The sequence below is a fragment of the Acidovorax sp. Root568 genome, from assembly GCF_001427445.1.
Taxonomy (GTDB): domain Bacteria; phylum Pseudomonadota; class Gammaproteobacteria; order Burkholderiales; family Burkholderiaceae_C; genus Acidovorax; species Acidovorax delafieldii.
Genome location: NZ_LMGP01000020.1, coordinates 38,138 through 63,007, shown reverse-complemented (window position 1 = coordinate 63,007; position 24,870 = coordinate 38,138). Strand labels below are relative to the sequence as shown.

The following is a 24,870-nucleotide window of genomic DNA, read 5'->3' as shown; positions in this document are numbered from 1 at the left end:
CGCGCCCTGGTTTGTGGGTGACTTGATTGCTATCTATTTGATAGCTATTCAGGCATATTGCACTAGCGCTATCGGCCAATAGGGCTTGACATGGAGTCGCCGGGCGCCTGCACGACGGTGTGGGCAGCGGCGCGGGCCCGTCACCCGCCTTTGGGGGCGCCGAGCTTGCGGTACACCGTGGCGCGGCTGATGCCCAGCGCGCGCGCCGCCTCGGCCACGTTGCCGCGCGCTTCCTGCACCGCGCGGCGGATCATGGCCACTTCGGCCTCGCGCAGCGGGGCGGGCGCGGATGCAATGCCTGGCACCGCCGCTGTGTGGGTGTCGCCCACGGTGCGGGCGTGCGCAGGCAGCTGCGCCAGCGCGTGCAGCCGCAGGCCCGACCACAGCGGCAAATCCAGCGGTTCCCGGCGCTGCTGGCGGGCCGCGTCGAACAGCATGGTCCAGGGCATGGCCAGCAGGTCGCCGCAGTGGGTCCGGGCGCCGGGCAGGCCGGGGGTGCGCAGGGGCTGCGGCACCAGCTGGCGGGCCATGCTGTTGGCACCCACCACGCAGCCGTCGGCGTCCAGCGTCAGCAGGCCGTCGCCTTCACCGCCCAGCGGGCAGCCCGGCCAGTTCACGCGCAGCAGCAGGGCATGGGGCAGTTGCAGCAGCAGTGCGTCTTCCATGGCGCGGGCCGACCGGGCCACCAGGTGGCGCAGCTCGGGCCGTTCGGGCACATCCACACCCGTCAGGTCCAGCATGCCCATGCAGCGGCCCTGGGGGTCGAACAGCGGCGCTCCGGCGCAGCTGTAGCTGGCGTTGTCGTCAAAAAAATGCTCGCCCCGGTGCAACCACACAGGCTGCAGCTCTTCCAGTGCGGCGCCGATGGCGGTGGTGCCCACTGCTGCTTCCGATAAATCAATGCCCACGCGGCCAATGGCGCTGGCGCGCGGGTCGCTCCGGTCGCAATGGCCTTGCACATCGACCACGATGCCGCGTGCGTCGGTGAGCATGGCGAAGTAGCGCATGCCCGCAATGGCCCGGGTCAGCTGCTCCAGCACCGGCCGGGCAGCGCGCAGCAGGTGGTGGTTCTGCTCCTGGCTGTGGCGCAGCGCCGTCGCGCTGACGGCGTCAAACGCCACGCGCCGCGTGGGCTCCAGGCCCCGCGCCAGGCAGCGTTGCCAGGATCGCGCAATCCACGGCTCCACCTCGGCGCGCACGGGCGCTGCACCGTCGGACAGCAGGCTCTGGCGCGCCTGCGCAATCAGCGCGTGGCGGTCAGCAGCGGGGTGGGGCGCGGAGATCAGCATGGTGAAAAGGCTCCTGGAGGTCCGCATGATGCGGTAGTCCACTGAATCCGGGAAATCGGGGGTGCGTGAGGGTCTGGCAAGGCCGCAATCTAGGCGCCGGGCGCAGCCGTGTCGTACACCCGGCGAGCACGGCAACAACGAGTGCGGCCTTGCCAGACCCTCACCCTGCGGGCCAGGGCTGCGGCGGGTACCCGGCGGCGTTGCCTGACTTGCCAAGGCAGCCAGCCTTGGCAGCGCCAGGCGCCTTGCCGTGCATCCCGCCGCAGCCCTGGCGCACCCCCGATTTCCCGGATTCAGTGGACTAGTGTGCATTGCAGCATGTTTCATTTTGAGAATATCCAGCCATGGGCCCCGGAAATCTAGGGTTGTCCCTAGGGATGGGGCGTGGGGCGCGGCAGAAGATTCGCGAGCGATGAGCGTGATCCTGATCCCCTCCGCGAGATCGTGAGCGCGCTCCTATCCAGCCAAAACCACTCCAGGAGACAGCCAGATGCAAGTCCAGTTCACGGTCAACGGGCGCGCTGCCAGTGTTGACGTCCCCCCCAATACCCTGCTTGTCCATGCGCTGCGAGAGCACCTGCTGCTCACTGGCACCCACGTGGGTTGCGACACCAGCCAGTGCGGGGCGTGTACGGTGCATGTGAACGGCCGGGCCGTCAAATCCTGCGCGATGCTGGCGGTGCAGGCCCAGGGGGCCGAGGTGACGACCATTGAAGGCATGGCCACCCCTGACGGCACCATGCACCCCATGCAGGCTGCGTTCAAGGAGTGCCATGGCCTGCAGTGCGGCTTCTGCACGCCGGGCATGGTGATGAGTGCGGTGGACCTGTGCAAGAACCACCCGAACGCCAGCGAAGGCGAGATCCGCGAGCTGCTCGAAGGCAACATCTGCCGCTGCACCGGCTACCAGAACATCGTGCGCGCAGTGCAGGTCGGCCAGAAGGCCATGGCCGGCGCCTGAGCGCGCCCGCCGTCCCCACGCCAGAACAATCCAAGGAGACAAGACCATGGGTGCATCCGACTTTTCCAAGCTGCCGCACATCGGCGAATCGCTCAAGCGCAAGGAAGACTACCGCTTCCTGACCGGCGCAGGCCAATATACCGACGACGTGGTGCTGGCCGCGCAGAGCCATGCGGTGTTCGTGCGCTCACCGCACGCCCACGCCAAGATCAACAGCATCAACATTGACGCTGCCAAGGCCGCGCCCGGCGTGCTGGGTGTGTTCACCGGTGCCGACGTGGCCGCCGACAACATCAATGGCCTGCCCTGCGGCTGGCTCATCACCAGCACTGACGGCCAGCCCATGAAGGAGCCGCCACACCCCATCCTGGCGCAGGGGAAGGTGCGCTATGTGGGCGACCACGTGGCCATGGTGGTGGCGCTGACCCAGCAGCAGGCACGCGATGCGGCCGAGCTGGTGGAGGTGGACTACGACGTGCTGCCTGCCGTGGTGAATGTGGCCGATGCCGCATCGGGCGCCGTGGCCGGTGCGGCGTTGCACGACATTGCGCCTGACAACCACTGCTTCAAGTGGGCCATCGGCGACAAGGGCGCCGTGGACGCCGCGTTTGCCAACGCAGCGCATGTCACCCAGCTCGATCTGATCAACAACCGCCTGATCCCCAACGCCATGGAGCCCCGTGCCGCCATCGGCAGCTACAACCGCGCGAGCGATGAATACACGCTGTACGTCAGCAACCAGAACCCGCACGTCGAGCGCCTGCTGATGACGGCCTTTGTGATGGGCCTGCCCGAGCACAAGGTGCGCGTGATTGCGCCCGATGTGGGCGGCGGCTTTGGCTCCAAGATCTATCTGTACGCCGAAGACGTGTGCCTGACCTGGGCGTCCAAAAAGCTCAACCGCAACATCAAGTGGGTGGCCGACCGCAGTGAGGCGTTCTTGAGCGATGCCCACGGCCGCGACCACGTGAGCCACGCCGAGATGGCGTTGGACAAGGACGGCAAGTTCCTGGCGCTGCGTGTGCACACCCACGCCAACTTGGGCGCCTACCTCAGCACCTTTGCCAGCGCGGTGCCCACCATCCTGTACGCCACGTTGCTGGCGGGGCAGTACAGCACGCCGCAGGTGTATGTGGAGGTGGACTCGTGGTTCACCAACACCGCACCGGTGGACGCCTACCGGGGTGCAGGCCGCCCTGAGGCCACCTACCTGCTGGAGCGCCTGGTCACCCGCTGCGCGTGGGAGATGGGACTGCCGCAGGACGAGATCCGCCGCCGCAACTTCATCAAGGCCTTCCCGTACCAGACGCCGGTGGCGCTGCAGTACGACACCGGCGACTTCCAGGCCTGCATGGATGGGGCGAACAAGCTGGCCGACGTGGCCGGGTTTGAGCAGCGCAAGGCCGCCAGCGCGGCCAAGGGGCTGCTGCGGGGCATTGGGTATTCGTCGTACATCGAGGCCTGCGGCATCGCGCCGTCCAACATCGCCGGCGCCCTGGGCGCACGCGCAGGTCTGTTCGAATGCGGCGAGGTCCGTGTGCACCCCACTGGCAGCGTGACGGTGTTCACCGGCTCGCACAGCCACGGTCAGGGGCATGAGACCACCTTTGCGCAGGTGGTGGCCGCGCGCCTGGGCATCCCGGTGGAGAACGTGGACATCGTGCACGGCGATACGGGCCGCGTGCCGTTCGGCATGGGCACGTATGGCTCACGCTCCATCAGCGTGGGCGGCGCGGCCATCATGAAGGCGCTGGACAAGATCGAGGCCAAGGCCAAAAAGATTGCTGCGCACCTGATGGAAGCGAGCGATGCCGACATCGACTTTGCGAATGGCGAATTCACGGTGCGTGGCACCGACAAGAAGATCCCGTTCGGCCAGGTGTCGCTGGCAGCCTATGTGCCGCACAACTACCCGCTGGACGTGCTGGAGCCGGGCCTGAACGAAACCGCGTTCTACGACCCGACCAACTTCACCTTCCCGGCAGGCACTTACATCTGCGAGGTCGAGGTGGACCCCGCCACCGGCCACACACGGGTGGACAAGTTCACGGCGGTGGACGACTTCGGCACCATCATCAACCCCATGATCGTCGAAGGGCAGGTGCATGGCGGACTGGTGCAGGGCATTGGCCAGGCGCTGCTGGAGAACTGTGTGTATGACCGCGAAACGGGCCAGCTGCTCACCGGCAGTTTCATGGACTACGCCATGCCACGTGCCGATGACTTCCCCGAGTTCAAACTGGGCCATGTGTGCACGCCCTGCACCCACAACCCACTGGGCACCAAGGGCTGCGGCGAGGCCGGGGCCATTGGCTCGCCACCGGCGGTGATCAACGCCGTGCTGGATGCGCTGCGACACCTGGGTGTGAAGGACTTCGACATGCCCGCGTCGCCGCACCGCGTCTGGGAAGCGATTCAACACGCCAAGGCATAAGGAGATCCACCATGTACGCATTCACTTTTGAAGCGCCTTCCTCCACCGCCGCTGCCGCGCAGCTCATCGCCCAGGGCGGCAAACTGCTCGCGGGCGGGCAAAGCCTGCTGCCGTCCATGCGGCTGCGCCTGGCCAACCCTGAAAAGATCGTGGACCTGAACAGCATTGCCGAGCTGGCGGGCATCCGCCGCGAGGGCAACGCGCTGGTCATCGGCGCCATGACGCGCCATGCCGACGTGGCAGCCAGTGCGGATGTGAAATCCGCCATCCCTGCGCTGGCCGACCTGGCTGCCCACATTGGCGACCGCCAGGTGCGTGCACGCGGCACGCTGGGCGGCTCGGTGGCCAACAACGACCCTGCCGCCTGCTACCCCAGTGCGGTGCTGGGCCTGGGCGCCACGGTCATCACCAACCGCCGCGAGATCCAGGCCGACGATTTCTTTGTGGGCATGTACACCACGGCGCTGGATGAGGGCGAGATCATCACCGCCATCCGCTTCCCGATCCCGAAACGCGCTGCGTACATGAAGTTCAAGCAGGCGGCTTCGCGCTTCTCGCTGGTGGGGGTGTTTGTGGCGCAAACCGACAGCGGCGTGCGCGTGGCCGTGACCGGTGCGGCCAGCAGCGTGTTCCGCCATGCGGGGCTGGAGGCGGCGCTCAACCAGAGTTTCACGCCGCAGTCGGCTGCCAGCGTGAAGATCGACGCGAACGATCTGAACGCCGACATCCACGCCAGTGCCGCCTACCGCGCCAACCTCATCAGCGTGCAAACGCAGCGCGCTGTGCAGCAAATGCTGGGATGACGTGAAGGCAACCCCGCCACCGTGGTACGGCACCCGTTGGCGGGTTTTTGAGTGAAATTGGCTGCAAGCGCTAGAGGAATATTCGCTGTCAGCTATGAATTGGATAGCAATGAACTCATTGAACGCCGCGCCGGTTCCGGCTTCCATCGACGCCCTGGTGCAGGCCCTGCAAAGCGTGGGCTATTTTGCCGACCGTCGCCTGGCCACTGCGGTGTTTCTGGCGCTCAAGCTGCAGCGGCCTTTGTTGCTGGAGGGCGAGCCTGGCGTGGGCAAGACGGCGCTGGCCAAAGCCCTCTCGGAAGTGCTGTCGCGCAGCCTCATTCGCCTGCAGTGTTACGACGGCCTGGAGCAGCGCGAGGCGTTGTACGAGTGGAACTACGCCGCCCAGCTCTTGCACATGCGGGCAGCGGAAGGGCAGGGCAGTGCCGACATGGCGCAGGTGGAGCGCGAGGTGTACCAGGACCGCTACCTCATCCGCCGCCCCTTGCTGCAGGCGCTGCAGGCACCAGCGCCGGGCGCCGTGCTGCTGATCGATGAGGTGGATCGCGCGGACGAGCCCTTTGAGGCCTTCCTGCTCGAATACCTGGGCGAGTACCAGGTCAGCATCCCCGAGATCGGCACGGTGCGCGCCACGGCCACACCGGTCACGCTGCTCACCAGCAACCGCACACGTGATCTGCACGACGCCGTCAAGCGCCGCTGCCTGTACCACTGGCTGGACTACCCCGAGCGCGCGCGCGAGCTGGCCATCGTCCGCGCGCAGGTGCCCGGTGCCAGCGAGGCGCTGGCCGTGCAGGTGGCAGAGTTCGTGGGGCGGCTGCGCAGCCAGCCGTTTGCCAACGCCTTCCAGCGCGCGCCGGGCATTGCCGAGAGCGTGGAATGGGCCAAGGCGCTGGTGGCGCTCGACACCATCGTGGTGGACCCCGAGGTGGTGTCCGATACCGCAGGCATCCTGTTCAAGCAGCGGGAGGATGTGGCGGCGCTTACCCGCGACATGGCGGTGCAGTTGCTGCAACCCGCCGATGCCGATGCATGAGAACCGGCCGATGGCCGAGGGCGCGATGTTCTCCCAACTCGGCGATGCCCGCACCGGCAAGCTGGCCGACAACCTGAGCGGCTTTGGCCGCACGCTGCGCCGCGCGGGCGTGCGGGTGGATGCGGCCCGCATGGCGCTGGCCCAACAGGCGGTGATGCTGGTGGGCCTGCAGCGCGAGGACTTCGGTGCTGCGCTGGAGGCCGTGCTGGTCAGCCGCGAGCAAGACCGCATGGTGTTCCGCGAGCTGTTCGATGCCTACTTTCGCAATCCCAACGTCGCACAAAAGCTGCTGGCGCAGATGCTGCCCAGCGCAGAATCCAAGGCCGAGCCCGTCAAACGCCGCCCGCGCGTGAGCGAGGCACTGGCGCCCGTGCGTGCCGCGCGCAACGCACCGCCCGCGCGCGAAGAAGACAAGATCGAATTCGATGCCGCCATGACGGCCAGCGACCTGCAGCGCCTGCGGCAGGCGGATTTCAACCAGCTCTCGGCCAGCGAATACATCCTGGTGGAGCGCCTGGCGCGCGATGTGCCCTTGCCGTTGCCTCACTACGCGGCCCGCCGCACCCGGCCGGGCGCACGCGGCAGCCGCCCGCACTGGCCCGGTGCCATGCACCATGCGGCGCGCAGTGGGGGCGAGGTGCTGCACATCCCCTTGCTGCAGCGCCGCCAGCAACCGCTGCCGCTGCTGGTGCTGGTGGACGTTTCGGGCTCGATGGAGCGCTACGCGCGTTTACTGCTGGCCTTCTTGCACGCCGCCACCGCGCCGCGCCACACCGGCGCTGCCGTGCGCCGGGACGTGTTTGCCTTTGGCACTGGCTTGACCGATCTCACGCCCGCCTTCCGCCTCGCCGACACCGACGCCATGCTGGAGACGTCCAGCCATGCCATCACCGACTTTGCGGGCGGCACCCGCATGGGCGACAGCCTGGGCCAGTTGCGCCTGCAGCATGCGCGGCGCCTGGTGGGGCGGCGCACGCTGGTGCTGCTGATCAGCGATGGGTTGGACACGGGCGCCCCCGAGGTGCTGGAGCGCGAGCTGGCATGGCTGCGCCGCCACTGTGGCCGCCTGCTGTGGCTCAACCCGTTGCTGCGCTACGAGGGGTATGCCCCCACGGCGCGCGGTGCGTCGGCCCTGCACCGCCAGGCCCACGGCATGGTGGCCGTGCACAACCTGAGCCACCTGAAGGACCTGGCCGCCGGCCTGGCAAGCGTGCTGCGGCAATGAGGGCGCGGCCCCGTACCGCATCGAGCCCAGCCATGCAGCGGACCGATTGAATTCCCACAACATCCACACCCAATGAAGACCGAGAGGACCCACCATGGAAATGCAAGCCAGCCGAACCCTTGCCGTCAGCCAGCAACAGGCCTGGGAGGCGCTCAACGACCCTGAGGTGCTCAAGCTGTGCATTCCCGGCTGCGACAAGGTCGAGCCCACGGCCGAGAACCAGTATTCGGTGGCCATGGCGCTCAAGATCGGGCCCGTGTCGGCCAAGTTCGCCGGCAAGATCACGCTGTCCGACATCGTGCCGCCCGAGAGCTACAACATCGCCTTTGACGGCTCCGGCGGTGTGGCGGGCTTTGGCAAGGGCAATGCCCAGGTCAAATTGGTGCCGTTGCCCGCCGATGCGTCGGGGCAGGCCAGCTGCGAGCTGCATTACACCGTGCATGCCTCGGTGGGCGGCAAGATCGCCCAGCTGGGCCAGCGCCTCATCGACGGCGCCGCCAAGAGCATGGCCGAAGACTTCTTCAAACGGTTTGACGACGAGATGCAGCGCCGCTTTCCGCGTGCTGAAGCCGCCCCGGCAGATGCAGTAGCCAGTGCCGATGCCGTCACCCAGCCGGGCGCCGTGGAAGGAGGGAGTGCCACCCAGGGCGGCGGTATCCCTGCGTGGATGTGGGGTGTTGGCGTGGCGGCCCTCGTACTGCTGGCCTGGTGGTTCAATCGGGGTTGAGTGCTATGGGTACCGGAAGGAAGTGAGTCATGGAAAATTTGGACGTCGTCGTGCTGCGCACGCTGCAGGGCTGGCGTGCCGCAGGGCGCCGTGCGCTGCTGGCCACGGTGGTGCGCACGTGGGGCTCGTCGCCACGGCCGGTGGGCTCAATCATGGCGCTGTGCGAAGACGGCGCGGTGGTGGGTTCGGTGTCGGGCGGGTGCATTGAGGACGACCTGATCGACCGCCACACCCGCGCCTATGCCCAGGCGGGCGCTGCGGCAGACGGTGCCGAGCACCGCATCCCCAGCGGGCCGCCATCGTTTGTCAAATACGGTATCAGCGCCGACGAAGCACACCGCTTTGGCCTGCCCTGTGGCGGCACGCTGGAGCTGCTGCTGGAATACGACCCAGATCCCGCTCTGCTGGCCGATTTGATTGCCCAGCTGGCCGCCGGGCGCCTGGTGCAGCGCACCGTGCGCCTGTCCGATGGCGCAGTGACCCTGGCGCCTGCGCAGGCACCCGAGGATCTGAAGGTGGATGCACAGCAGCTCACCAACACCTTCGGGCCCGAGTACCGCATGCTGCTGATCGGGGCGGGGCAGCTCACCGAGTACCTGGCCACCATGGCCTTGTTCAACGGCTTTGCCGTGACGGTGTGCGACCCGCGCGAGGAGTATCGGGGCAGCTGGAGCGTGCCGGGTGCCACCGTGGTGAGCGACATGCCCGACGATGTGGTGCTGACCTTCAAGCCTGACCGCCGCACCTGCGTGGTGGCCCTCACGCACGACCCCAAGCTGGACGACCTGGCGCTGCTGGAGGCTTTGAGCACCGAGGCGTTCTACGTGGGCGGCATCGGATCGCGCCGCAACAACGAGGCGCGGCGCGCCCGCATGATCGAGCACTTTGACCAGACCGAAGCCAGTCTGCAGCGCCTGCGCGGGCCCATTGGCATCTACATCGGCAGCAAGACACCGCCCGAAATCGCGGTGAGCGTGATGGCCGAGATCCTGGCCGTCAAGAACGGCGTGACCCTGCCGCGCGACATGGAAGTGGCCCAGGCCAAGAACGACCGCGAGCAGGCGCACAACGACCCCGGCGCCCTGGTGTGCGGAGTGCGGTAGCCACGCAAGCAGGTCAGTGCCGGGCTTTGGGTTCCTGCGCCTGCGCCTGCAGTTGTCGCTGCGCGTGCCTGAGCAGCCCTTCGCAGGCGTCTTCCACCAGGTCCAGCACCTCCTCAAACCCCTGGCTGCCGCCGTAGTACGGGTCGGGCACCACCGGGCTGTCGAATTGCAGACAGAACTCCGTCATGCGCCGCAGCTTGTGCGCGTGTGCAGGCGGGCATTGGTCTTGCGCCAGGGCCAGGTTGTCCCAGTCCATGGCCAGGATCAGGTCGTAGCGGGCAAAGTCGGCATCAATGATTTGCCGTGCCCGCAGGTCCGAAAGGTCATAACCGCGCTGCGCCGCGTGGCGCTGGGTGCGGGTGTCGGGCGGCTCGCCGGGGTGGTAGTTGTGCGTGCCTGCCGAGTCCACCACCACACTGTGCGCCAGGCCGCTGTGGATGATCTTGTGGCGGAACACGCCGTGGGCTGTGGGGCTGCGGCAGATGTTGCCCATGCACACAAAAAGAATCGCGTAGCGAGACATGGTGGTGGCGTGCGTTCAGGCCTCGATCACCACCGGGCCGCCCTTGGCGATGCCCCGTTGGTAGGCCGGGCGTGCGTGCATGCGTTCCAGGTAGGCCTGCAGGTGCGGGCAGCGGCTTGCGTCGTTAGCGCGTGACATCAGTGCCTCCACCGCAAAGCTCATCTGAAAGTCCGCCATGGTCAGGTGCTCCCCCGCAAACCAGCGGTGGGTGCCCAGGTGCTCTTCAATGAACGCCAGCGCCGTGTCCACGTTGGGGTCGATGAGCTTTTGCTGCACCGTGCCGCACAGGGCGCGCGCAATGGGCTTCACGAAGAACGGCATGGGCTGCGTGGGGATGGTCTTGAACACCAGCTTCATCACCAGCCAGTTCATCAGCGAGCCCTCGGCGTAGTGCATCCAGAAGCGGCACTGGCGGTGCTCGGCGGTGCGGGCTGCTGGCTGCAGGTGGGCCAGGTCGCCACGGGCCTGTTCGCCATAGGTGTCCACCAGGTATTCGATGATGGCGCCCGACTCGGCAATCACTTCCTCACCATCGGTGATGACTGGCGACTTGCCCAGGGGGTGAATGGCCTTGAGCGCAGGCGGGGCCAGCTTGGTGGCCTTGTCGCGTGGGTAGATCTTGAGCTCGTAGGGCACACCCAGCTCTTCCAGCAGCCAGAGAATGCGTTGCGAGCGCGAGGTTTCGAGGTGGTGCAGGGTGATCATGGTCGCCATCTTATTGAAGAGTGGGCCGAATGCACCCTGGTGCAGCCCTTGTTTTGCGGTTGCTGTCTGGTTCAGGCCTCACGGCGGCGCTGCTGGCCGATGGAGCGTTGCATCCATTGCACATACAGATCCACCGAAATCAGCACGGCCATGGCAAATGCGCAGGCGGCCACGATGGGGCCGAGGCCCAGCGAGCTGACCAGCCCGACGCCCTGCACGGTGGCAAAACGGTTGGGGGTGGTGCAGACGAACTCGGCCGCGCCCATGCCGGTGTAGTGCATGGCGCACACGGCGGTGGCCATTAGCAGGGCGGCCCCCACGCGGCTGCCCAGGCGGCGGGTGTTGAAGGCCAGCCACAGGGCAGCCGTGCCTGCTGCCACCGCAATCAGCACCGACAGCGCCACGGTGCGCAGGTCCCAGTGGATGTAGCCGCCAATCTTCATGCCGTACATGCCCAGGTAGTGCATGCCCGCCACACCCAGGCCCAGCAGCAGTCCTGCGCCCAGAATCCGTGCCAGCTCCCGGGGGGCCTTGGACACCACGATGAGTGCAGCCGAAGTGCAGGCCACGGCCACCAGCAGAGACACCGCGCTTTCAACGATGCCGTAGCTGCTGGCGACGTCCAGCCGCAGAGCCACCATACCCACAAAGTGCATGGACCACACCCCGATGCCGCCCAGCGCCACGCCGGCCGTCAACGTGGCTGCGCGGTTGAGCGAGCCGTCCTTGTGGCGGATGCGGCGCGTGACCATCAGCGCGATCAATGAACCAATGAACGCCAATGCGAACGAGATGGCGACAAGGTGGGGGCGGTATTCGGAAACGACGGTGGGGTCCATGGAGCGCTGCCTGAGACGGGGGTGGAGGAGAGCTTCACACCGCATTTGAGGCGATTGAAACCAATTGTTTAAATATTAGACAAATTGGTTATTTTTTGCTCTGAATGGTTACGTTTCAGAAAAAAGGGTCCACCCCGGCTTGCTCATGGGTCTTCACGTTCGCCTTCCGGAGACGGCGATGGGGTGGGTGAATCGCCCGTCATCGGGCCTCTTCAAGGCCAGGGCGGTTGGTGGCCAGCCGGGCTGCTGGCGTGGGATCAGAGTTGCAGCAGGAAAGCGCGCAGCATGCGCCAATGTTCCTGGCATGCCTCTGCGGCAGACTGGGCGGCTGCGTTTTCCAGCTGGCGGGCGCGCACGCTCTGCGTCGGATGGCCCAGGGTGAGCAGCACGGTGGCCAGGCTGTGTGCCAGGCGCCGCAGCGCCGGCCAGTCTTGCGCTGCGCAGGCCGCGTCACCTTGCCGCACGTCGGTAGGGAACTGCTGCAGGCAACTCGCGCAGTAGGCCTTGAACAGAAACTCGTCGCCCGCAAAGTGGGTGGCAATGGCCTTAGCCTCATCGTCGGCCGCTTCATCGGCAGGCGTGGCTGTTGTGGCTGGCGCATTGGCAGGGGTATCCGCCACCAGCGCCAGCGCATCGGTTACGCAGGCCTCCAGCTCTGCCACCGATGCAGGTTTGGACAGCATGCGCCACACCTTCATGGCCTGGAGTTGCTCGCGCACTGGCGGCGTCAGGCCCGCGCTGAATACCGCCACCGGAATTCGGCGTTCGTGCACAGGCTCTTGCAGCAGCCGCTGTACCAGGTCAATGCCGGACTCGCCCGGCAGCATAAGGTCCGTGATGATGAGTTCCACGCCTCCCGCATGCAGCGCCTGCATGGCGTCAGGCACGTTGGCGCAGGTCACCAGCTCGATGGGAAGTTCCTCGAGCGCCATCTGCACAAAGCGTGCGATGGAGCTGTCGTCTTCCACGAGCAGGACCTTGGGCGCGCTCATGCGGATACCTGGGCCTGTGGAATGCACGCGGCCAGAGCGCTAGGTAACTCGGCCACCAGCCGGGGCTTGTGGATCACCTTCACACCCTGCAAGGCAAATGCATACGGCTCGCGCTGTTGCTCGTCGAGCGAGGTGACCACGATGAGGTGGCTGCGCGCAAATTGGGGGTGCGAGCGCAGCGTGGTGATCAGGGTGGCGCCGTCGATGCCTGGCAGCAGGATGTCCACGATCAGCACCTCGGGCTGAATCTGCCCATACAGCGCAAGGCCGGTGATGCCATCGTTCGCCACATGCAACTGCACTCCTGGCAGGTGCTGCTGCACGATGAGGCCCACGAGGTTCTGGAAATGGATGGAGTCCTCGATCAGCAGGATTTGTGGTGCATGCCCTTTGGCAGGTGCCACCGGTGCGGCCAGGGGCGCGCGGGCGGCGACTGGAGCGCCGACGGCGGGTGCCTGGGTAGCGCCACCGGCGCCATGGGCGGTCATCCAGCGTTCCACCGATGCACGCGAGATGCGACGGTGCCCGCCAGGGGTCTTCCAGGCCTCAAGTTCGTTGCGGTCCACCATCAGCTGGACCGACCGCACGGCCATGCCCAGCATCTTGGCGACTTCCAGCGTGGTGTAGTGGTCCGCCATGGCGTGCTCCGCGAGGGAATTGTCAGATTGCATAGATCACGCATTTTCTCCTAATTTTAATTTTTACTCGACTTGCATTTGATAAAAATGATTGATATGATTCAATCAATGGCAAGAAATCACGTTAAAGCGTGTTTTTTTGTATTCCAAGCCGATTCCCGGCCCCACAAAGGCTACCGCCATGAAAAAGATCCTGATCGTCGAAGACCACATCGATATCCGCAAACTGCTCAAGATGACGCTGGAGTTTGATGACTTTGAGATCCACGAAGCCGCTACGGGCGATGCGGGCTGGCTGCTGGCCAGTGAGTTGCAGCCGGACATCGTGCTGCTGGATGTGATGATGCCGGGCACCCTTAACGGCCTGGATGTTTGCCGCCGCATCAAGTCCGACCCGGACATGCGCCACACCAAGGTGATCATGTTGACGGCCCGGGTGCAGTCGGACGACAGGGCGGCAGGCTTCGCGGCGGGAGCCGACGACTACCTGATGAAGCCCTTCAGCACTCTGCAGGTTCTGGAAACCATCTACCGCATGGAGGCAGCGCTGTGACCTCCGTGCCTCGACCCGAGCACGAACTGCTGGCGCAGCCCATCGATGCACGTTGCTTTGATGAGGCTGCTGCAGCTCAGATGGAGAGTTTTGTGCGCGACTTCGGGCGCATGTATCGAGAGCGGAATGAAGCCCTGCGCGAGGTCACCCGCGCGCACCACGCCGCACTGTTGCACCTGTCGGCTGCGGCCGACCTCAAGGACGATGACACCGGCGTGCACATCGTGCGCATTGGTTACCTGGCCGAGGCCCTGGCCCTGGCTCTGGGGCAGACGGTGGGCTACGCACGCATGCTGCGCAAGGCCGCGCCCATGCACGATATCGGCAAGATCGGCACCCCCGACAGCGTGCTCAAGAAGCCCGGCAAGCTCACCCCAGAAGAGCGCCAGACCATGAACTGCCACGCCGCGATGGGTGCCGAGATCCTGGGGCGTTCGCACATTCCAGTGTTTCGCATGGCGGCCGAGGTGGCGCTCACGCACCACGAGCGCTACGACGGCCAAGGCTACCCGGCGGGCCTGTCGGGAGAGTCGATTCCTTTGTCGGGCCGCATCACCGCCGTGGTGGATTTTTTTGACGCGCTGACCATGGACCGGGTGTACCGCCCTGCCTTTGCGGTGCCGGTGGCGCTGGAGATGCTGGCGGCCGAGCGCGGCCGTGCTTTCGACCCGGTGATCGTGGACACGTTTTTGGCGCATGCTGAAGCCATCGATGCGCTGCGTTGCAAGATCACGCAGGAATGTCCCTCTTTTGATGCACTGATCGACGCGCCCTGATCCCCTTTTTTCTGACCGCTCAGCGGCAGGCCACTGCGGGCACGGTGGTGTTATTGATTCAAGGATTCTCAATGATGATGACGATGATGCAGTGGCTGAAACCGTGGGCGTTGACCGTCACCCGCGTGGCTCTGGCCGTTTGTGCGACCAGCGCGCTGGCGGGGCCTGTGGCCGAGCGGATCCAGAGCCAGTCGGTGTTGCGTGTGTGTGTCTGGCCGGACTACTACGGCGTGACCTACAGGCACCCGCGTACACAGCAACTCGGGGGTATCGACATCGACCTGTCTGCCGAGCTGGCGCGCGACCTCAAGGCCAGGGTCGAATATGTGGACTCTTCTTTTCCCACCCTCATTGACGACCTGAACCAGGACCGTTGCGATGTGGCCATGTTTGCCATCGGCATGCTGCCCCAGCGGATGGAAAAGCTGGCTTTTACCCAGCCCTACATGCGCAGCGACATTTACGGCATCACCACCAAATCCAATACGGTCATCAAGCAGTGGGCCGACATTGACAAGCCGGGTGTGTTGGTGGGCGTGCAGGCAGGCACATTCATGGAACCCATCATGGCCCAGCGCCTCAAGCAGGCCACACTGGTGCGCATCCAACTGCCCGCCACCCGCGAGCGCGAACTGACTGCCGGGCGCATTGACGTGTTCATGACCGACTACCCCTACAGCCGGCGCCTGATGGACAACGCCGACTGGGCCCGGCTCATCGAGTCTCCCGAACCATTTTCGGTGCTGCCCTATGGCTATGCAGTCAAGCGCGGCGATGCCGCCTGGCTGGCTACGGTGGATGCCTTTGTGGCGCGCATCAAGGCCGACGGCCGCCTGCAGCGCGCGGCCTCTCAAAATGGCCTGAACGCCATCGTGGTGCGCTGATATGGCCGACCTCCAGGCGCTCCCTTCGGTCTGGACCAGGCTGCGCACGTGGGTGTCGCAGACCAGCCATCTGGTCCTCATCACCGGAGGGCTGTCGGCATTGGCGGCACTGGTGGCCGTCGGCGCGTTGGCCGTGAACGACTTTCGCACGGTGCGTACCAGCCACCAGAACCATGCCGCCATGCTGGCTCGGGTGCTGGAGGATCAGGCTACGCGCACCATGCAGACGGCCGAACTGGCGCTGGAGTCGCTGGCCACATCGCCAGCCCTCACGACGGTGGCCTCGGAACCCCGGCGTATGCAAGATGCCCTGGGCCAGGCGCTGGCGGCGCTTTCATTTCTTCGGGGGTTGGCCGTGGTGGACGCTGGTGGGCGAGTGGTCGCCAGCACCCAGCCCGGCGATGCCGAGAGTTTTGTGGACCTGGCCAAGCTCGGCCCTCTGGTGGCCGTGGGGCGGACGGTTCAGGGCGGCCTCACCCCGGGCCGCAGCCTACAAAGTGTGCGGCTGGGAGGCGCAGCGGCGGCGGCTCCTGCGGGTGTCGCTTTTATCCCTGTGATGCACGGCTACAAGAACGAAGCAGGGCAGGCGCTGGTGCTGGTGGCTTTGGTCAATCCCGACTCGCTGTCCAACTTTCAGCACCTGACGCTGGAGTCCGAGGTTTTTGACTCGGTGGTGACCTCGTACAACGGCCAGGTGTTGGCCACTTCGGGGGCCGCAGCTGCTCTGGCAGGTACGCGGGTGAACAACATCCCCGTCTTCAGCCAGTTCCTGCCCCGGCAGGAGCACGCCACCTACCTGGGCGTGGGTGTGCTGGGTGAGCGGCAGGTCGTCAGTTTTCGGGCCTCTGCCGCCATGCCGCTGGTGGTGGTGGTCGAGACCTCGTACCGAACAGCCGTGCAGAGCTGGCTGGCGGATGCCCGCGCGCTGATCGGTATTGGCCTGGCCCTGGTGGCCCTGGTGCTGGGCCTGACCTTTGCCGTGTGGCGTGGCCTGCGCACCCGTGAGCGGGCGCGGCTGGCCATTGACGCTGCACAGGCCCGCATTGCCCGCAACGAGCGGGATCTGTCGGTGCTGATGCGCAGCGTGCAAGAGCTGATTTTTCGTACCGATGCGCAGGGCGTGATCACCTATGTGAATGCCCATTGGACTGTGATGACGGGCACGGCGCCTGACCGTGCCATTGGCAAACGTCTGCACGACCTGGTCGAGCCACAAAGCCGCAATGATGTGGCGCGGGCCATCGACCCCCGGTCGCCGGATGGAGTGCGGGTATGCCAGGTGGTGTCCCGCTCTGCCGAGGGCAAGGAGATGATGTTCCAGGTGGCAGTGGTGCCTCTGGTGGCTGCCGGGCGTGTGATTGGTTTTGCGGGCAGCGCGGTGGATGAAACCAAGCGCTGGATGGCCCAGCAACAGCTACAGGCCCAAATTGCGTTTCAGGATCTGCTGCTGGACACCAACCCGCTGCCCATCTCTGTGACTGACGCCCAGAACCGCTTTGTGCGCGTGAACAAGGCCTGGGAGGAATACAAAGGCCGTACTCGCACCGCCGTGTTGGGCAAGGCCTTTGACGAGTGCCTGCCGCCAGACGAGGCAAACGTACATAAGTCGGCCAACAAGCAGCTGCTGCGCTGGGGGGGGCGTGCCCTCGTCGAGACCCAGGTGCGCCATGGCGACGGATCGCGCCGCGACACGCGCCTGGCCAAGGCGGCCATTGCCGATGAGCACGGCCAAGTCACAGGTGTGCTCACCATCCTGATGGATGTGAGCGAGTTCCGTGAGGCCGAGCGCGCCACCCGGGAGGCGCGTGACGCGGCCGAGGAGGCATCCCGCACCAAGTCGGAGTTTGTGGCCAACATGAGCCACGAGCTGCGCACGCCGCTGCAGTCCATTCTGGGCTATGCCGAACTGGGCATGCTGCGTGGTCGCGCGCAGCCCAAGCTGGCGGGCATGTTTGAAGACATCCATTCTGCGGGCCAGCGCATGTTGACGCTGGTGAACGACTTGCTAGATGTCTCCAAGCTGGAGAGCACGGTGGGCACATTCCACATGGAGCGCATCGACTTGCGCGGCGTGGTGCGCCCGGTGATCCGGGAGCTGGAGCCTTTGCTGGAGCGCAGCCACCTGATGATGGATTTGCGCATGCCTGACCTTCCGCTGGTGGCGAAGGCCGACCCGTTGCGGTTTCAGCAGGTGATCCGCAACGTGGTGGCCAACGCCATCAAGTTTTCGCCGCCTGGCAGCACGATCACCCTGGAGGGCTACGCGGACCCGCAGGGCCAGACGCATCTGGTGGTACGGGATGAGGGCCCGGGCATCCCTCCTTCAGAGCTGCAGAGCATTTTTGAGGCCTTTGTGCAGTCCAGCAAAACCAAGGATGGATCTGGGGGCACTGGCCTGGGCCTTGCCATCTGCCGCAAGATCGTCGAGGCCATGGGCGGGCGGATCTTTGCCGAGAACGTTCCGGCCAGCGGTGCAGCGTTTCACATCATCCTGCCCGCCAGAGGCCACGTGGAAACCATGCCGGCCCCGTTGCAATAGACGGCTGTATCGCCCGCAAAAAAAGCCCTCTGACGAGGGCTTTTTTTGTGGGTGCTGGCGGGGCGCCGCAGCGCCCCCGGAGGGCTGATCAGCCGCCCTTGCGCGAGCGCTTGCCAGGGTTCTTCTTGCTGCGCGTGGCGACACCACGCTCCAGGCTCACACGCTGACCACGGCCAGGGGTGTTCAGCGTCACGCCGGGCATTGGCTTGGGTTGGGGGGTGCGCTTGCGGTCTGCTTCGGTGACGATCTTGTTGCCCATGGTAGGTCTCTGAGAAAGTGGAGAAAAGGGGCATATTAGGCCACAGCCGCAATCAGGGGTGGCCAACAGGCCTTTCTGCCGCCCCCGCCAGAGGCGGCAGGCGGAAGGTCGAACTCCCTATTGCGCGACGAAACGCGCCCCGTAAGACGTCCCCTGGTCGGTGGACAGCGCCTCGGCGCAGTGGTGCGGCAGCACCCACCCCTGAGCAGGGTCCTCCACCGCGCGGGTGTGGATGGTGGGGGGCTGTGCCCGCACTCCGCCAAAGATGGTGGCAAACGCCACGTCGGCGGCATCTCGGCCGGTGCCAAACCGCAGCAGCCCCATGGGGATGGCCGTGCCGGAGGGGTCGAACAGATACCAGCGGTCGCCCAGATACACCTCCACGTAGGCATGAAAGTCCGGCGGGCCCAGCGCTGGGTCGGCACCGTAGTCGGTGCCCGTGGTGAAGCGGGCCGGAATATTCACGGCGCGGCACAGTGCAATCATCAGGTGGGCGAAATCCCGGCACACCCCGACCTGTTCCACCAGCGTGTCGACGGCCGAGGTGTTGGAGTTGGAGGTGTTGGACGTGAACGCCACATGCCGGTTCACCCAGTCACGGATAGCCTGCACGCGGCTGTGGCCCTGCCACAAGGCGCCGAACTCGTTCAGGGCCAGCCGCAGCAGGCGGTCAGACTGGCAATATCGGCTGGGGTAGATGTAGCCCATCACATGCGGCGGCAGGTGCCGCACAGGCACCTCGGCCAGTTGGGTGGGGTCGGCACGGTGGTGGCGGATGTCCACCGTAGCGCTGTAGGTCAGCTCCAGCATGCCGGGCTCGCCATGCAGCCGGAGATAGCGGTTACCCGTCGCAGGGTCTGTGTTGATCTGGTGGGGAATGTCCTGGCTGAGCACCAGGCGCTCGTTGTGGACGATCTGGTGGGGTGTTTGTGCGGCGTGGATGTTGAACACGAAATCGGCGCCGTAGCTGTCGATCTCATAGCGCAGGTCAATCTGCAGGTCCATGCGAACACCACGCTGGCTGCCTGGGATTGCCTGCGCCAAGGGCGCGCCGGTATTCGCGGGCCATCGCGCAGGCTCGTTGGACGCGGTGGTAAGGCGAGGGGCACTGGAGAGGAAGGCCATAGCAGCTCTCAGCGACGTGGCCTGCAGGCTGCGGGTTCACCCAGTGTGTGGGACGGTGTCATCGGCGGCTCCTGGGTGTGCGCCGCGCCGGGGTATCTGGCAGGGCTGGGAATCTTCAGGATACGCCCCAGGGCATCGCCAGCGTGTAGTCCGATGGCCCGTGCACCACGGTGCGCGGGAGCGCGATCTCCCGCCAGCATCAGCAGGCGCTGGTCAGGTTGATCCGGTGACCGAGAGCTTCGCCAGCACCTGCACGTCGCCACCTCGAGGGGCTCGCAAGATCAGCGCATCGCCCGAGCTGGTGCTGTCGCGTGCCAGATCGGACTGCACAAACATGTGGCTGAACCACACCTCAAACCGGCCATTGCGCGCAGATGCTGCGGCCAGCGCCTGGCGCAGTTCGCGCAGGTGGCTCTCACCCGTGGTCTCGGAGTAGCCCCTGGGCGAACCCAGAGCCGTCCACACCTGTGGTGCACCGAAAGCCAGGGTGGCACTGTCGATGCAGCGGCACCAGGGGCTTGACAGCACCTTCTCCGGACGCAATTGCCGTGTCTGGAACCACTCGCCAATGCGCCGGGCCTGGGTCCGGCCTTCATCGTTCAGGTTGCGCTGGGTGCTGCAGTCGCCCAGGCGGAAACCCGGGGGATCGAAGGTGCCGGGGGCCAGCGCGTGGCGAAACAACGCCACCACTCCGCCCTGGCGCAGCAAGACCTCGGCACCCGCTTCCTGGGCTGCCCAGGTCTGCAGGGCTGTGAGGGCCAGTCCGCTACCCAGTGCGCCTGCCGCGCCCCTGCCCAGCAAGGTGCGACGTGTGACGCGCGTACCTTGCGTCGCAGCCTGATCCCCGGCTGCTTCGGCCTCAGGCAGCTGGCTGGAAGGCATAGCCATTGCCCGCTGCTGCTACGCGACCAAACGCAGGGAAGGGGAAGTGGAAGCCACCCAGCATGGCATTGCTGGTGGTGATGCGCTGGAACACCTCGCGGCGGACCTTTCGCGCAGCCTCTGCGTCCATGTCAAAGGTCACGGCCCAGTCGGGATTGCGCGCGAACAATGCGGGCACGTTGGTCAGGTCTGCCACATAGAAGAAGTTCTGGCCTGCCGACTTCAACTCGAACAACGTGTGGCCCGGCGTATGGCCGTAGGCGGCCACCGACTGGATGCCTGGCGCAACCTCGGTGCCCGCTTCAAACCGCACCAGCGTATCGGCTGGCATGGTGGCAAAGGTGCGGCGCACATTGTCAAACGCACCCTTCATGCCGGCGGGGGCGGCGGCTATGCGCGCGTCGTCCATCCAGAAGGCATGTTCGGCTGCAGGCACCATCACCTTGGCTTTCGGAAACACCAACTCACCCGCCTTGTTGCGGATTCCATTGATGTGGTCGCCGTGGTAGTGGCTGACGAGCACGGTATCGATGTCTGAGGCCTGCATGCCCGCAGCGCGCAGACTGTCCAGCAGCTTGCCGGTGGTGGCACCACCAAACTCGCCCAGGCCGGTATCGATCAGGATCTTGCGTGCGCCCGCCACCACCAGGAAGGGGGTGTACGGCACATCGATGTAGTCGGTGGGCAGTCCTTGCGATGCGAGCAGCGCACGCACTTCGGCCAGCGGTGCGTTCTTCACAAATTCTTCCCCCAAAGGGCGGCGAGTGATGCCATCGTTCAGTGCGATCACCTCCACGTCTCCCACCTTCATGCGACGGAAACCAGGGCTGGGCAAGGTGGGCGTGCCGAAATTGGGTGCGTTCTGCGCCCACACGGGCACGAACGAGCCCGCAGCGTAAACGGTGGTGGCCAGGCTTGCGCCCAGGAAGTGACGGCGTGACAGCATGAAACTCTCCAGTCTCGGGTTGAACTAATGAGTCGCAACTGTAGCGCTGGACCTCAGGAAAGCGTGGGCTGGCGCACTAACCTGTTTGCAACGTGGGGCTTTTGGTCGCTAATTGGGGTTAACCCTTTGAATTGGCTGGGGAAGAGGCCATGAGGAGGAGGCTCATTCCATATCGAAGGCTTCGCGCAAAGCGGTACAGAAGTCGCTGCTGCCACTGAGGGTGAGGGTCAGCGTGGTGCGCGGTGGCGCGGCACTGCCTGTGGTCATGTGCAGTTGCCCCGTCGCATCGTCAAATGACAAGGTCAAGGGGCTCTGCACCTCTTGCACGCCGTGCAGGTCATAGTGCCACGCGCCGCCGTCTTCCTGCGGTGCGCAGGCGCCGGGCCAGTGCGCATGCGCCCAGGCCAGCACGGCAGCGATCTCGTTCTGCAAGGCAGGCAGTTGCGCGGGCAAGACGCTGGCCATGGCATCCAGGGTGCCGTTGCCGTCAGCGTCTTCGCTGTAGTCAAAGTCGAGGTAGTTCAGTGGCATGGTGAGCGCAGATGGTGAATGCGTCAGGGGTTGTTGCGTGATGGCTCAAGCCCAGGTCCGGCCCAAGGCCTGTGCGGCTTCTCCCAGCCGGGGCACCAGTTGCAGCGCCCGCGTCAGTGGCATGCGGGCAGAGGGTGCCTGCAGTGCCACGGCGCTGCGCACCTGGCGCCGCCCACCGGCCAACACGGGCACGGCCACACAGACGAGGCCGTCCACAAACTCCTCGGCGTCCGTGGCATAGCCTTGCCGCAGGATCTGCTCTAGCTCTGCTTCCAGAGCGGCGCGGTCGGTCAGGGTGGTGGCCGTGTGGCGGGTGAGGGGCAGGCCGTCCAGGATGGCGGCCCGGCGTGCGGACGACAGGTGGGCCAGAAACAGCTTGCCGCTGGCCGAACAGTGGATGGGCACCCGGGTGCCAGGCCGCAGTTCCATGCGCAGCGGAAAGGCTGACTCCACCCGGTCCAGGTAGATCACTTCTGCGCCGCTCAGCGCCGTGAGGTTGCAGCTTTCTCCAATGTCTGCCACCAGTTGCCGCAGCACAGCGTGGCGCACCCCATGCTGGGTGCCCGCGCTCAGCGTGCTTTCGGCCAGGCGCAGCAGACGTGGTGCGGGGGTGTAGCGCCGCCCGTCTGGCTCGCGCGCCAGCAGGCCACCGGCCTCCAGCTGGCCCAGCATGCGGTGCACGCTGGGCTTGGGCCAGCCGGTGGCCTCGATGGCATCGCCCAGGCTGAAGGGCTGGCCCTGGGCGCACATCGTTTCCAGCAGTTCAAACAAGCGCAGGCTGGGCGGTGTGTTGATCACAAATCTCGGAATTCGAGACGAATTCATAAAACATTTCGGGATTATTCAGCATTGTGGCTAAGCTGCAAACCCAATTCACCGGGAGCTTCATGACCGCCTTTTTCCAGAACGTAGTGCTCACCGGCGCCTGTGGCGGGCTGGGCCAGGCGCTGGCGCGCGAGCTGATCGGCCAGGGCGCCGCCGTGGCGCTGGTGGGCCTGAGCCGGCCCGTGCTGGAGACCCTGGCCGCGCTGGCGCCAGAGCGCTGCGCCGTCTACACGCCCGATGTGGCCGACACCACCGCCATGCAGGCCATGGCCGCCGACTGGATGGGCCGCCGGGGAACGCCTGACCTCGTCATCGCCAATGCCGGGGTGGCCGGGGGTTTTGACACCGCCCAGGTCGACGACTTGGTTGTGATGCGGCGCATGCTGGAGATCAACCTGCTGGGCGCCGCCACCACCTTCCAGCCCTTTGTGTCGGCCCTGCGCGCGCAGCGGCGCGGCGCGCTGGTGGGGGTGGCCAGCATTGCGGGCTGGCGGGGCATGCCGGGCAATGGCGCGTACTGCGCCAGCAAGGGCGGGCTCATCCGTTACCTGGAGAGTCTGCGTGCCGAGCTGCGCGGCGATTCCATCGTTGTGAGCACGGTCAGCCCTGGCTACCTGCGCACCGCGCTCACGGCAGGCAACCGTTTTGCCATGCCCGGCCTGATGGAGCCCGAGGACGCCGCGCGTGCCCTGCTGGCCGCTGTGGCCCGGGGGCGCACCCACATCGTGCTGCCCGCGCGCATCGGCTGGCTGGCGCGCCTGTTGAACCTGTTGCCTGATGCCCTGCACGACCGGCTGCTGCTGGGCCAGCCGCGCAAGCCGCGCGTGGGCGAGGCGGGGGCCACCGCCATTCCGGGGTTGCCCGTGCGCGAAGACAAGAACATCGACACCTGAGAGAAAAAAGCGAATGACGACAACAACAACGATGACGGAGACAAGCCCTTCGACGCCGCTCGCACAGGACATGCGCTGCCACATCGCCCTCATCGGCGCCGGCCCCAGCGGGCTGGCTGCGGCGCGCAATCTGCAGAAGCTAGGTGTGCCTTTTCAGGGCTTTGAAGCACACACCGATGTGGGTGGTTTGTGGAACATCGACAACCCGCGCAGCACGGTCTACGAATCGGCGCACTTGATCTCCAGCAAGCACACCACGGAGTTCACCGAGTTCCCCATGCGCCCCGAAGTGGCCGACTATCCGAGCCACCGGGACATGCGCCAATATTTCTTCGACTTTGCAGAGCACTTTGGCCTGCGCCAGCACTTCTGGTTTGGCACGCGCGTGCTCCGGGTCGAGCCGGTGGGGGAGGGCACTGCGCCGCTGTGGCGCGTGACGTGGACGCAGCACGGTGGGCCCGCGCAAACGGCAGAGTTCAAGGGCGTGGTGATTGCCAACGGCACGCTGGCCGAACCCAGCATGCCGCGCTTTGAGGGGCACTTTGACGGGGAGCTGCTGCACACCAGCGCCTACAAGAGCGCCGAGCTGTTCAAAGGCAAGCGCGTGCTGGTGGTGGGCGCGGGCAACTCGGGCTGCGACATTGCGGTGGACGCGGTGCACTACGCGCGCAGCGTGGACATCTCGGTGCGGCGCGGCTACTACTTTGTCCCCAAGTATGTGTTCGGCAAGCCCGCAGACACGCTGGGCGGCAAGTTCAAGATGCCGCCCTGGCTCAAGCAGAAGGTGGACAGCGTGGTGCTGCAATGGTTCACTGGCGACCCTGCGCGCTTTGGCCTGCCCAAGCCCGACTACAAGATGTACGAGTCGCACCCGGTGGTCAACTCGCTGGTGCTGCACCACCTGGGCCATGGCGACATCCACGTCAAGCCCGATATCGCGCGTTTTGAAGGTCACACGGTGCACTTCAAGGACGGCAGCGCGCAGGACTACGACCTGGTGCTCTGCGCCACCGGGTACAAGCTGCATTACCCCTTCATCGACCACAGCCTGCTCAACTGGCAGGGCATGGCGCCGCAGCTCTACCTCAACATCCTATCGCCCCGGTTCGACAACCTGGCCGTGATGGGCATGATCGAGGCCAGTGGCATCGGCTGGCAGGGGCGCTATGAACAAGCGGAGCTGGTGGCGCGCTTTTTCAAGGCGCAGGCCGAGGGATCGCCGCGCGCCGAGGCGCTACGACAGGCCAAGGCCGGGCCGCCGCCCGATCTGTCGGGTGGCTTCAAGTACCTCCAGCTCGAACGCATGGCGTATTACGTGCACAAGGACACCTACCGCAACGCGGTGCGCGCTGCCGCCGCAGCCCTCGCCAGAAAGGACTGAC

At 65.8% G+C, this 24,870-nt stretch carries 25 protein-coding genes; 13 read left to right on the top strand and 12 right to left on the bottom strand.

Annotated elements, in window-relative coordinates; translation table 11 throughout:
* Positions 1–140: 140 nt before the first annotated feature.
* Positions 141–1,289: a helix-turn-helix domain-containing protein gene (locus tag ASD75_RS22370; RefSeq protein ID WP_082565132.1), complete on the bottom strand. Its 1,149-nt coding sequence runs from the start codon at positions 1,287–1,289 to the stop codon at positions 141–143.
* Positions 1,290–1,779: 490 nt separating this feature from the next.
* Between ASD75_RS22370 and ASD75_RS22365 the strand changes: the two genes are divergently transcribed.
* From ASD75_RS22365 to ASD75_RS22335, 7 genes are all read left to right on the top strand, one after another.
* Positions 1,780–2,250 (top strand): (2Fe-2S)-binding protein, encoded by a 471-nt coding sequence (locus ASD75_RS22365; protein WP_056748178.1) that lies wholly within the window; start codon positions 1,780–1,782, stop codon positions 2,248–2,250.
* Between the two features lie 46 nt (positions 2,251–2,296).
* Positions 2,297–4,684, top strand: a complete 2,388-nt coding sequence (locus tag ASD75_RS22360) for a xanthine dehydrogenase family protein molybdopterin-binding subunit (protein WP_056748176.1) — start codon at positions 2,297–2,299, stop codon at positions 4,682–4,684.
* Positions 4,685–4,695: 11 nt separating this feature from the next.
* Positions 4,696–5,487 (top strand): xanthine dehydrogenase family protein subunit M, encoded by a 792-nt coding sequence (locus ASD75_RS22355; protein ID WP_056748173.1) that lies wholly within the window; start codon positions 4,696–4,698, stop codon positions 5,485–5,487.
* Positions 5,488–5,596: 109 nt separating this feature from the next.
* Positions 5,597–6,523: a MoxR family ATPase gene (locus tag ASD75_RS22350; RefSeq protein WP_056748171.1), complete on the top strand. Its 927-nt coding sequence runs from the start codon at positions 5,597–5,599 to the stop codon at positions 6,521–6,523.
* Positions 6,524–6,533: 10 nt separating this feature from the next.
* A complete protein-coding gene (locus ASD75_RS22345; protein ID WP_056748169.1) occupies positions 6,534–7,748 on the top strand; it encodes a VWA domain-containing protein in 1,215 nt (404 codons plus the stop codon).
* Between the two features lie 94 nt (positions 7,749–7,842).
* Positions 7,843–8,475: a CoxG family protein gene (locus ASD75_RS22340; protein WP_056748168.1), complete on the top strand. Its 633-nt coding sequence runs from the start codon at positions 7,843–7,845 to the stop codon at positions 8,473–8,475.
* A gap of 29 nt (positions 8,476–8,504) precedes the next feature.
* On the top strand, positions 8,505–9,578 hold the full coding sequence (locus tag ASD75_RS22335) for an XdhC family protein (protein WP_056748166.1): 1,074 nt from the start codon (positions 8,505–8,507) through the stop codon (positions 9,576–9,578).
* 13 nt (positions 9,579–9,591) lie between these two features.
* Here the strand turns inward: ASD75_RS22335 and ASD75_RS22330 are convergent, their stop codons facing one another.
* From ASD75_RS22330 to ASD75_RS22310, 5 genes are all read right to left on the bottom strand, one after another.
* Entirely contained in the window at positions 9,592–10,101 is a 510-nt protein-coding gene (locus ASD75_RS22330; protein ID WP_056748163.1) for a low molecular weight protein-tyrosine-phosphatase, read from the bottom strand.
* Positions 10,102–10,116: 15 nt separating this feature from the next.
* Positions 10,117–10,806, bottom strand: coding sequence for a glutathione S-transferase family protein (locus ASD75_RS22325; protein WP_199170833.1), 690 nt, complete (start codon positions 10,804–10,806; stop codon positions 10,117–10,119).
* Between the two features lie 71 nt (positions 10,807–10,877).
* Positions 10,878–11,645, bottom strand: coding sequence for an MHYT domain-containing protein (locus ASD75_RS22320; RefSeq protein ID WP_056748161.1), 768 nt, complete (start codon positions 11,643–11,645; stop codon positions 10,878–10,880).
* A gap of 257 nt (positions 11,646–11,902) precedes the next feature.
* Entirely contained in the window at positions 11,903–12,637 is a 735-nt protein-coding gene (locus ASD75_RS22315) for a response regulator (RefSeq protein WP_056748160.1), read from the bottom strand.
* Positions 12,634–13,275: an excisionase family DNA-binding protein gene (locus ASD75_RS22310; RefSeq protein ID WP_156401075.1), complete on the bottom strand. Its 642-nt coding sequence runs from the start codon at positions 13,273–13,275 to the stop codon at positions 12,634–12,636. The genes ASD75_RS22315 and ASD75_RS22310 overlap by 4 nt, the downstream gene beginning before the upstream one ends.
* Before the next feature lie 181 nt (positions 13,276–13,456).
* On the opposite strand from ASD75_RS22310, the gene ASD75_RS22305 reads away from it, so the two are divergent.
* The 4 genes from ASD75_RS22305 (at position 13,457) to ASD75_RS22290 (ending at position 18,027) form a co-directional block, all read left to right on the top strand.
* Positions 13,457–13,828 (top strand): response regulator transcription factor, encoded by a 372-nt coding sequence (locus ASD75_RS22305; protein ID WP_056066973.1) that lies wholly within the window; start codon positions 13,457–13,459, stop codon positions 13,826–13,828.
* A gap of 80 nt (positions 13,829–13,908) precedes the next feature.
* Positions 13,909–14,604: an HD-GYP domain-containing protein gene (locus ASD75_RS22300; RefSeq protein ID WP_233193875.1), complete on the top strand. Its 696-nt coding sequence runs from the start codon at positions 13,909–13,911 to the stop codon at positions 14,602–14,604.
* 71 nt (positions 14,605–14,675) lie between these two features.
* A complete protein-coding gene (locus ASD75_RS22295) occupies positions 14,676–15,488 on the top strand; it encodes an ABC transporter substrate-binding protein (protein WP_082565131.1) in 813 nt (270 codons plus the stop codon).
* 1 nt (position 15,489) lies between these two features.
* Positions 15,490–18,027 (top strand): PAS domain S-box protein, encoded by a 2,538-nt coding sequence (locus ASD75_RS22290; RefSeq protein ID WP_056066977.1) that lies wholly within the window; start codon positions 15,490–15,492, stop codon positions 18,025–18,027.
* 88 nt (positions 18,028–18,115) lie between these two features.
* On the opposite strand, the gene ASD75_RS23980 is transcribed toward ASD75_RS22290, so the two are convergent.
* The 6 genes from ASD75_RS23980 to ASD75_RS22265 all read right to left on the bottom strand — a co-directional run bounded on the left by ASD75_RS23980 (position 18,116) and on the right by ASD75_RS22265 (position 22,595).
* Positions 18,116–18,286: a hypothetical protein gene (locus tag ASD75_RS23980; RefSeq protein ID WP_008902830.1), complete on the bottom strand. Its 171-nt coding sequence runs from the start codon at positions 18,284–18,286 to the stop codon at positions 18,116–18,118.
* A 117-nt stretch (positions 18,287–18,403) separates the two neighbouring features.
* Complete coding sequence (locus tag ASD75_RS22285; RefSeq protein ID WP_056748158.1) at positions 18,404–19,291, bottom strand: transglutaminase family protein; 888 nt, start codon at positions 19,289–19,291, stop codon at positions 18,404–18,406.
* Positions 19,292–19,624: 333 nt separating this feature from the next.
* Positions 19,625–20,299 (bottom strand): histidine phosphatase family protein, encoded by a 675-nt coding sequence (locus tag ASD75_RS22280; protein ID WP_235511674.1) that lies wholly within the window; start codon positions 20,297–20,299, stop codon positions 19,625–19,627.
* Entirely contained in the window at positions 20,271–21,239 is a 969-nt protein-coding gene (locus ASD75_RS22275; RefSeq protein ID WP_056748157.1) for an MBL fold metallo-hydrolase, read from the bottom strand. Before ASD75_RS22275 ends, ASD75_RS22280 begins: the two co-directional genes overlap by 29 nt.
* A gap of 162 nt (positions 21,240–21,401) precedes the next feature.
* Complete coding sequence (locus tag ASD75_RS22270; protein WP_056748156.1) at positions 21,402–21,770, bottom strand: hypothetical protein; 369 nt, start codon at positions 21,768–21,770, stop codon at positions 21,402–21,404.
* A 45-nt stretch (positions 21,771–21,815) separates the two neighbouring features.
* Positions 21,816–22,595, bottom strand: coding sequence for an IclR family transcriptional regulator (locus ASD75_RS22265; RefSeq protein ID WP_056748155.1), 780 nt, complete (start codon positions 22,593–22,595; stop codon positions 21,816–21,818).
* Between the two features lie 62 nt (positions 22,596–22,657).
* On the opposite strand from ASD75_RS22265, the gene ASD75_RS22260 reads away from it, so the two are divergent.
* Positions 22,658–23,488 (top strand): SDR family oxidoreductase, encoded by an 831-nt coding sequence (locus ASD75_RS22260; protein WP_056748153.1) that lies wholly within the window; start codon positions 22,658–22,660, stop codon positions 23,486–23,488.
* A gap of 31 nt (positions 23,489–23,519) precedes the next feature.
* Complete coding sequence (locus ASD75_RS22255; RefSeq protein WP_056748151.1) at positions 23,520–24,869, top strand: NAD(P)/FAD-dependent oxidoreductase; 1,350 nt, start codon at positions 23,520–23,522, stop codon at positions 24,867–24,869.
* Position 24,870 lies beyond the last annotated feature (1 nt).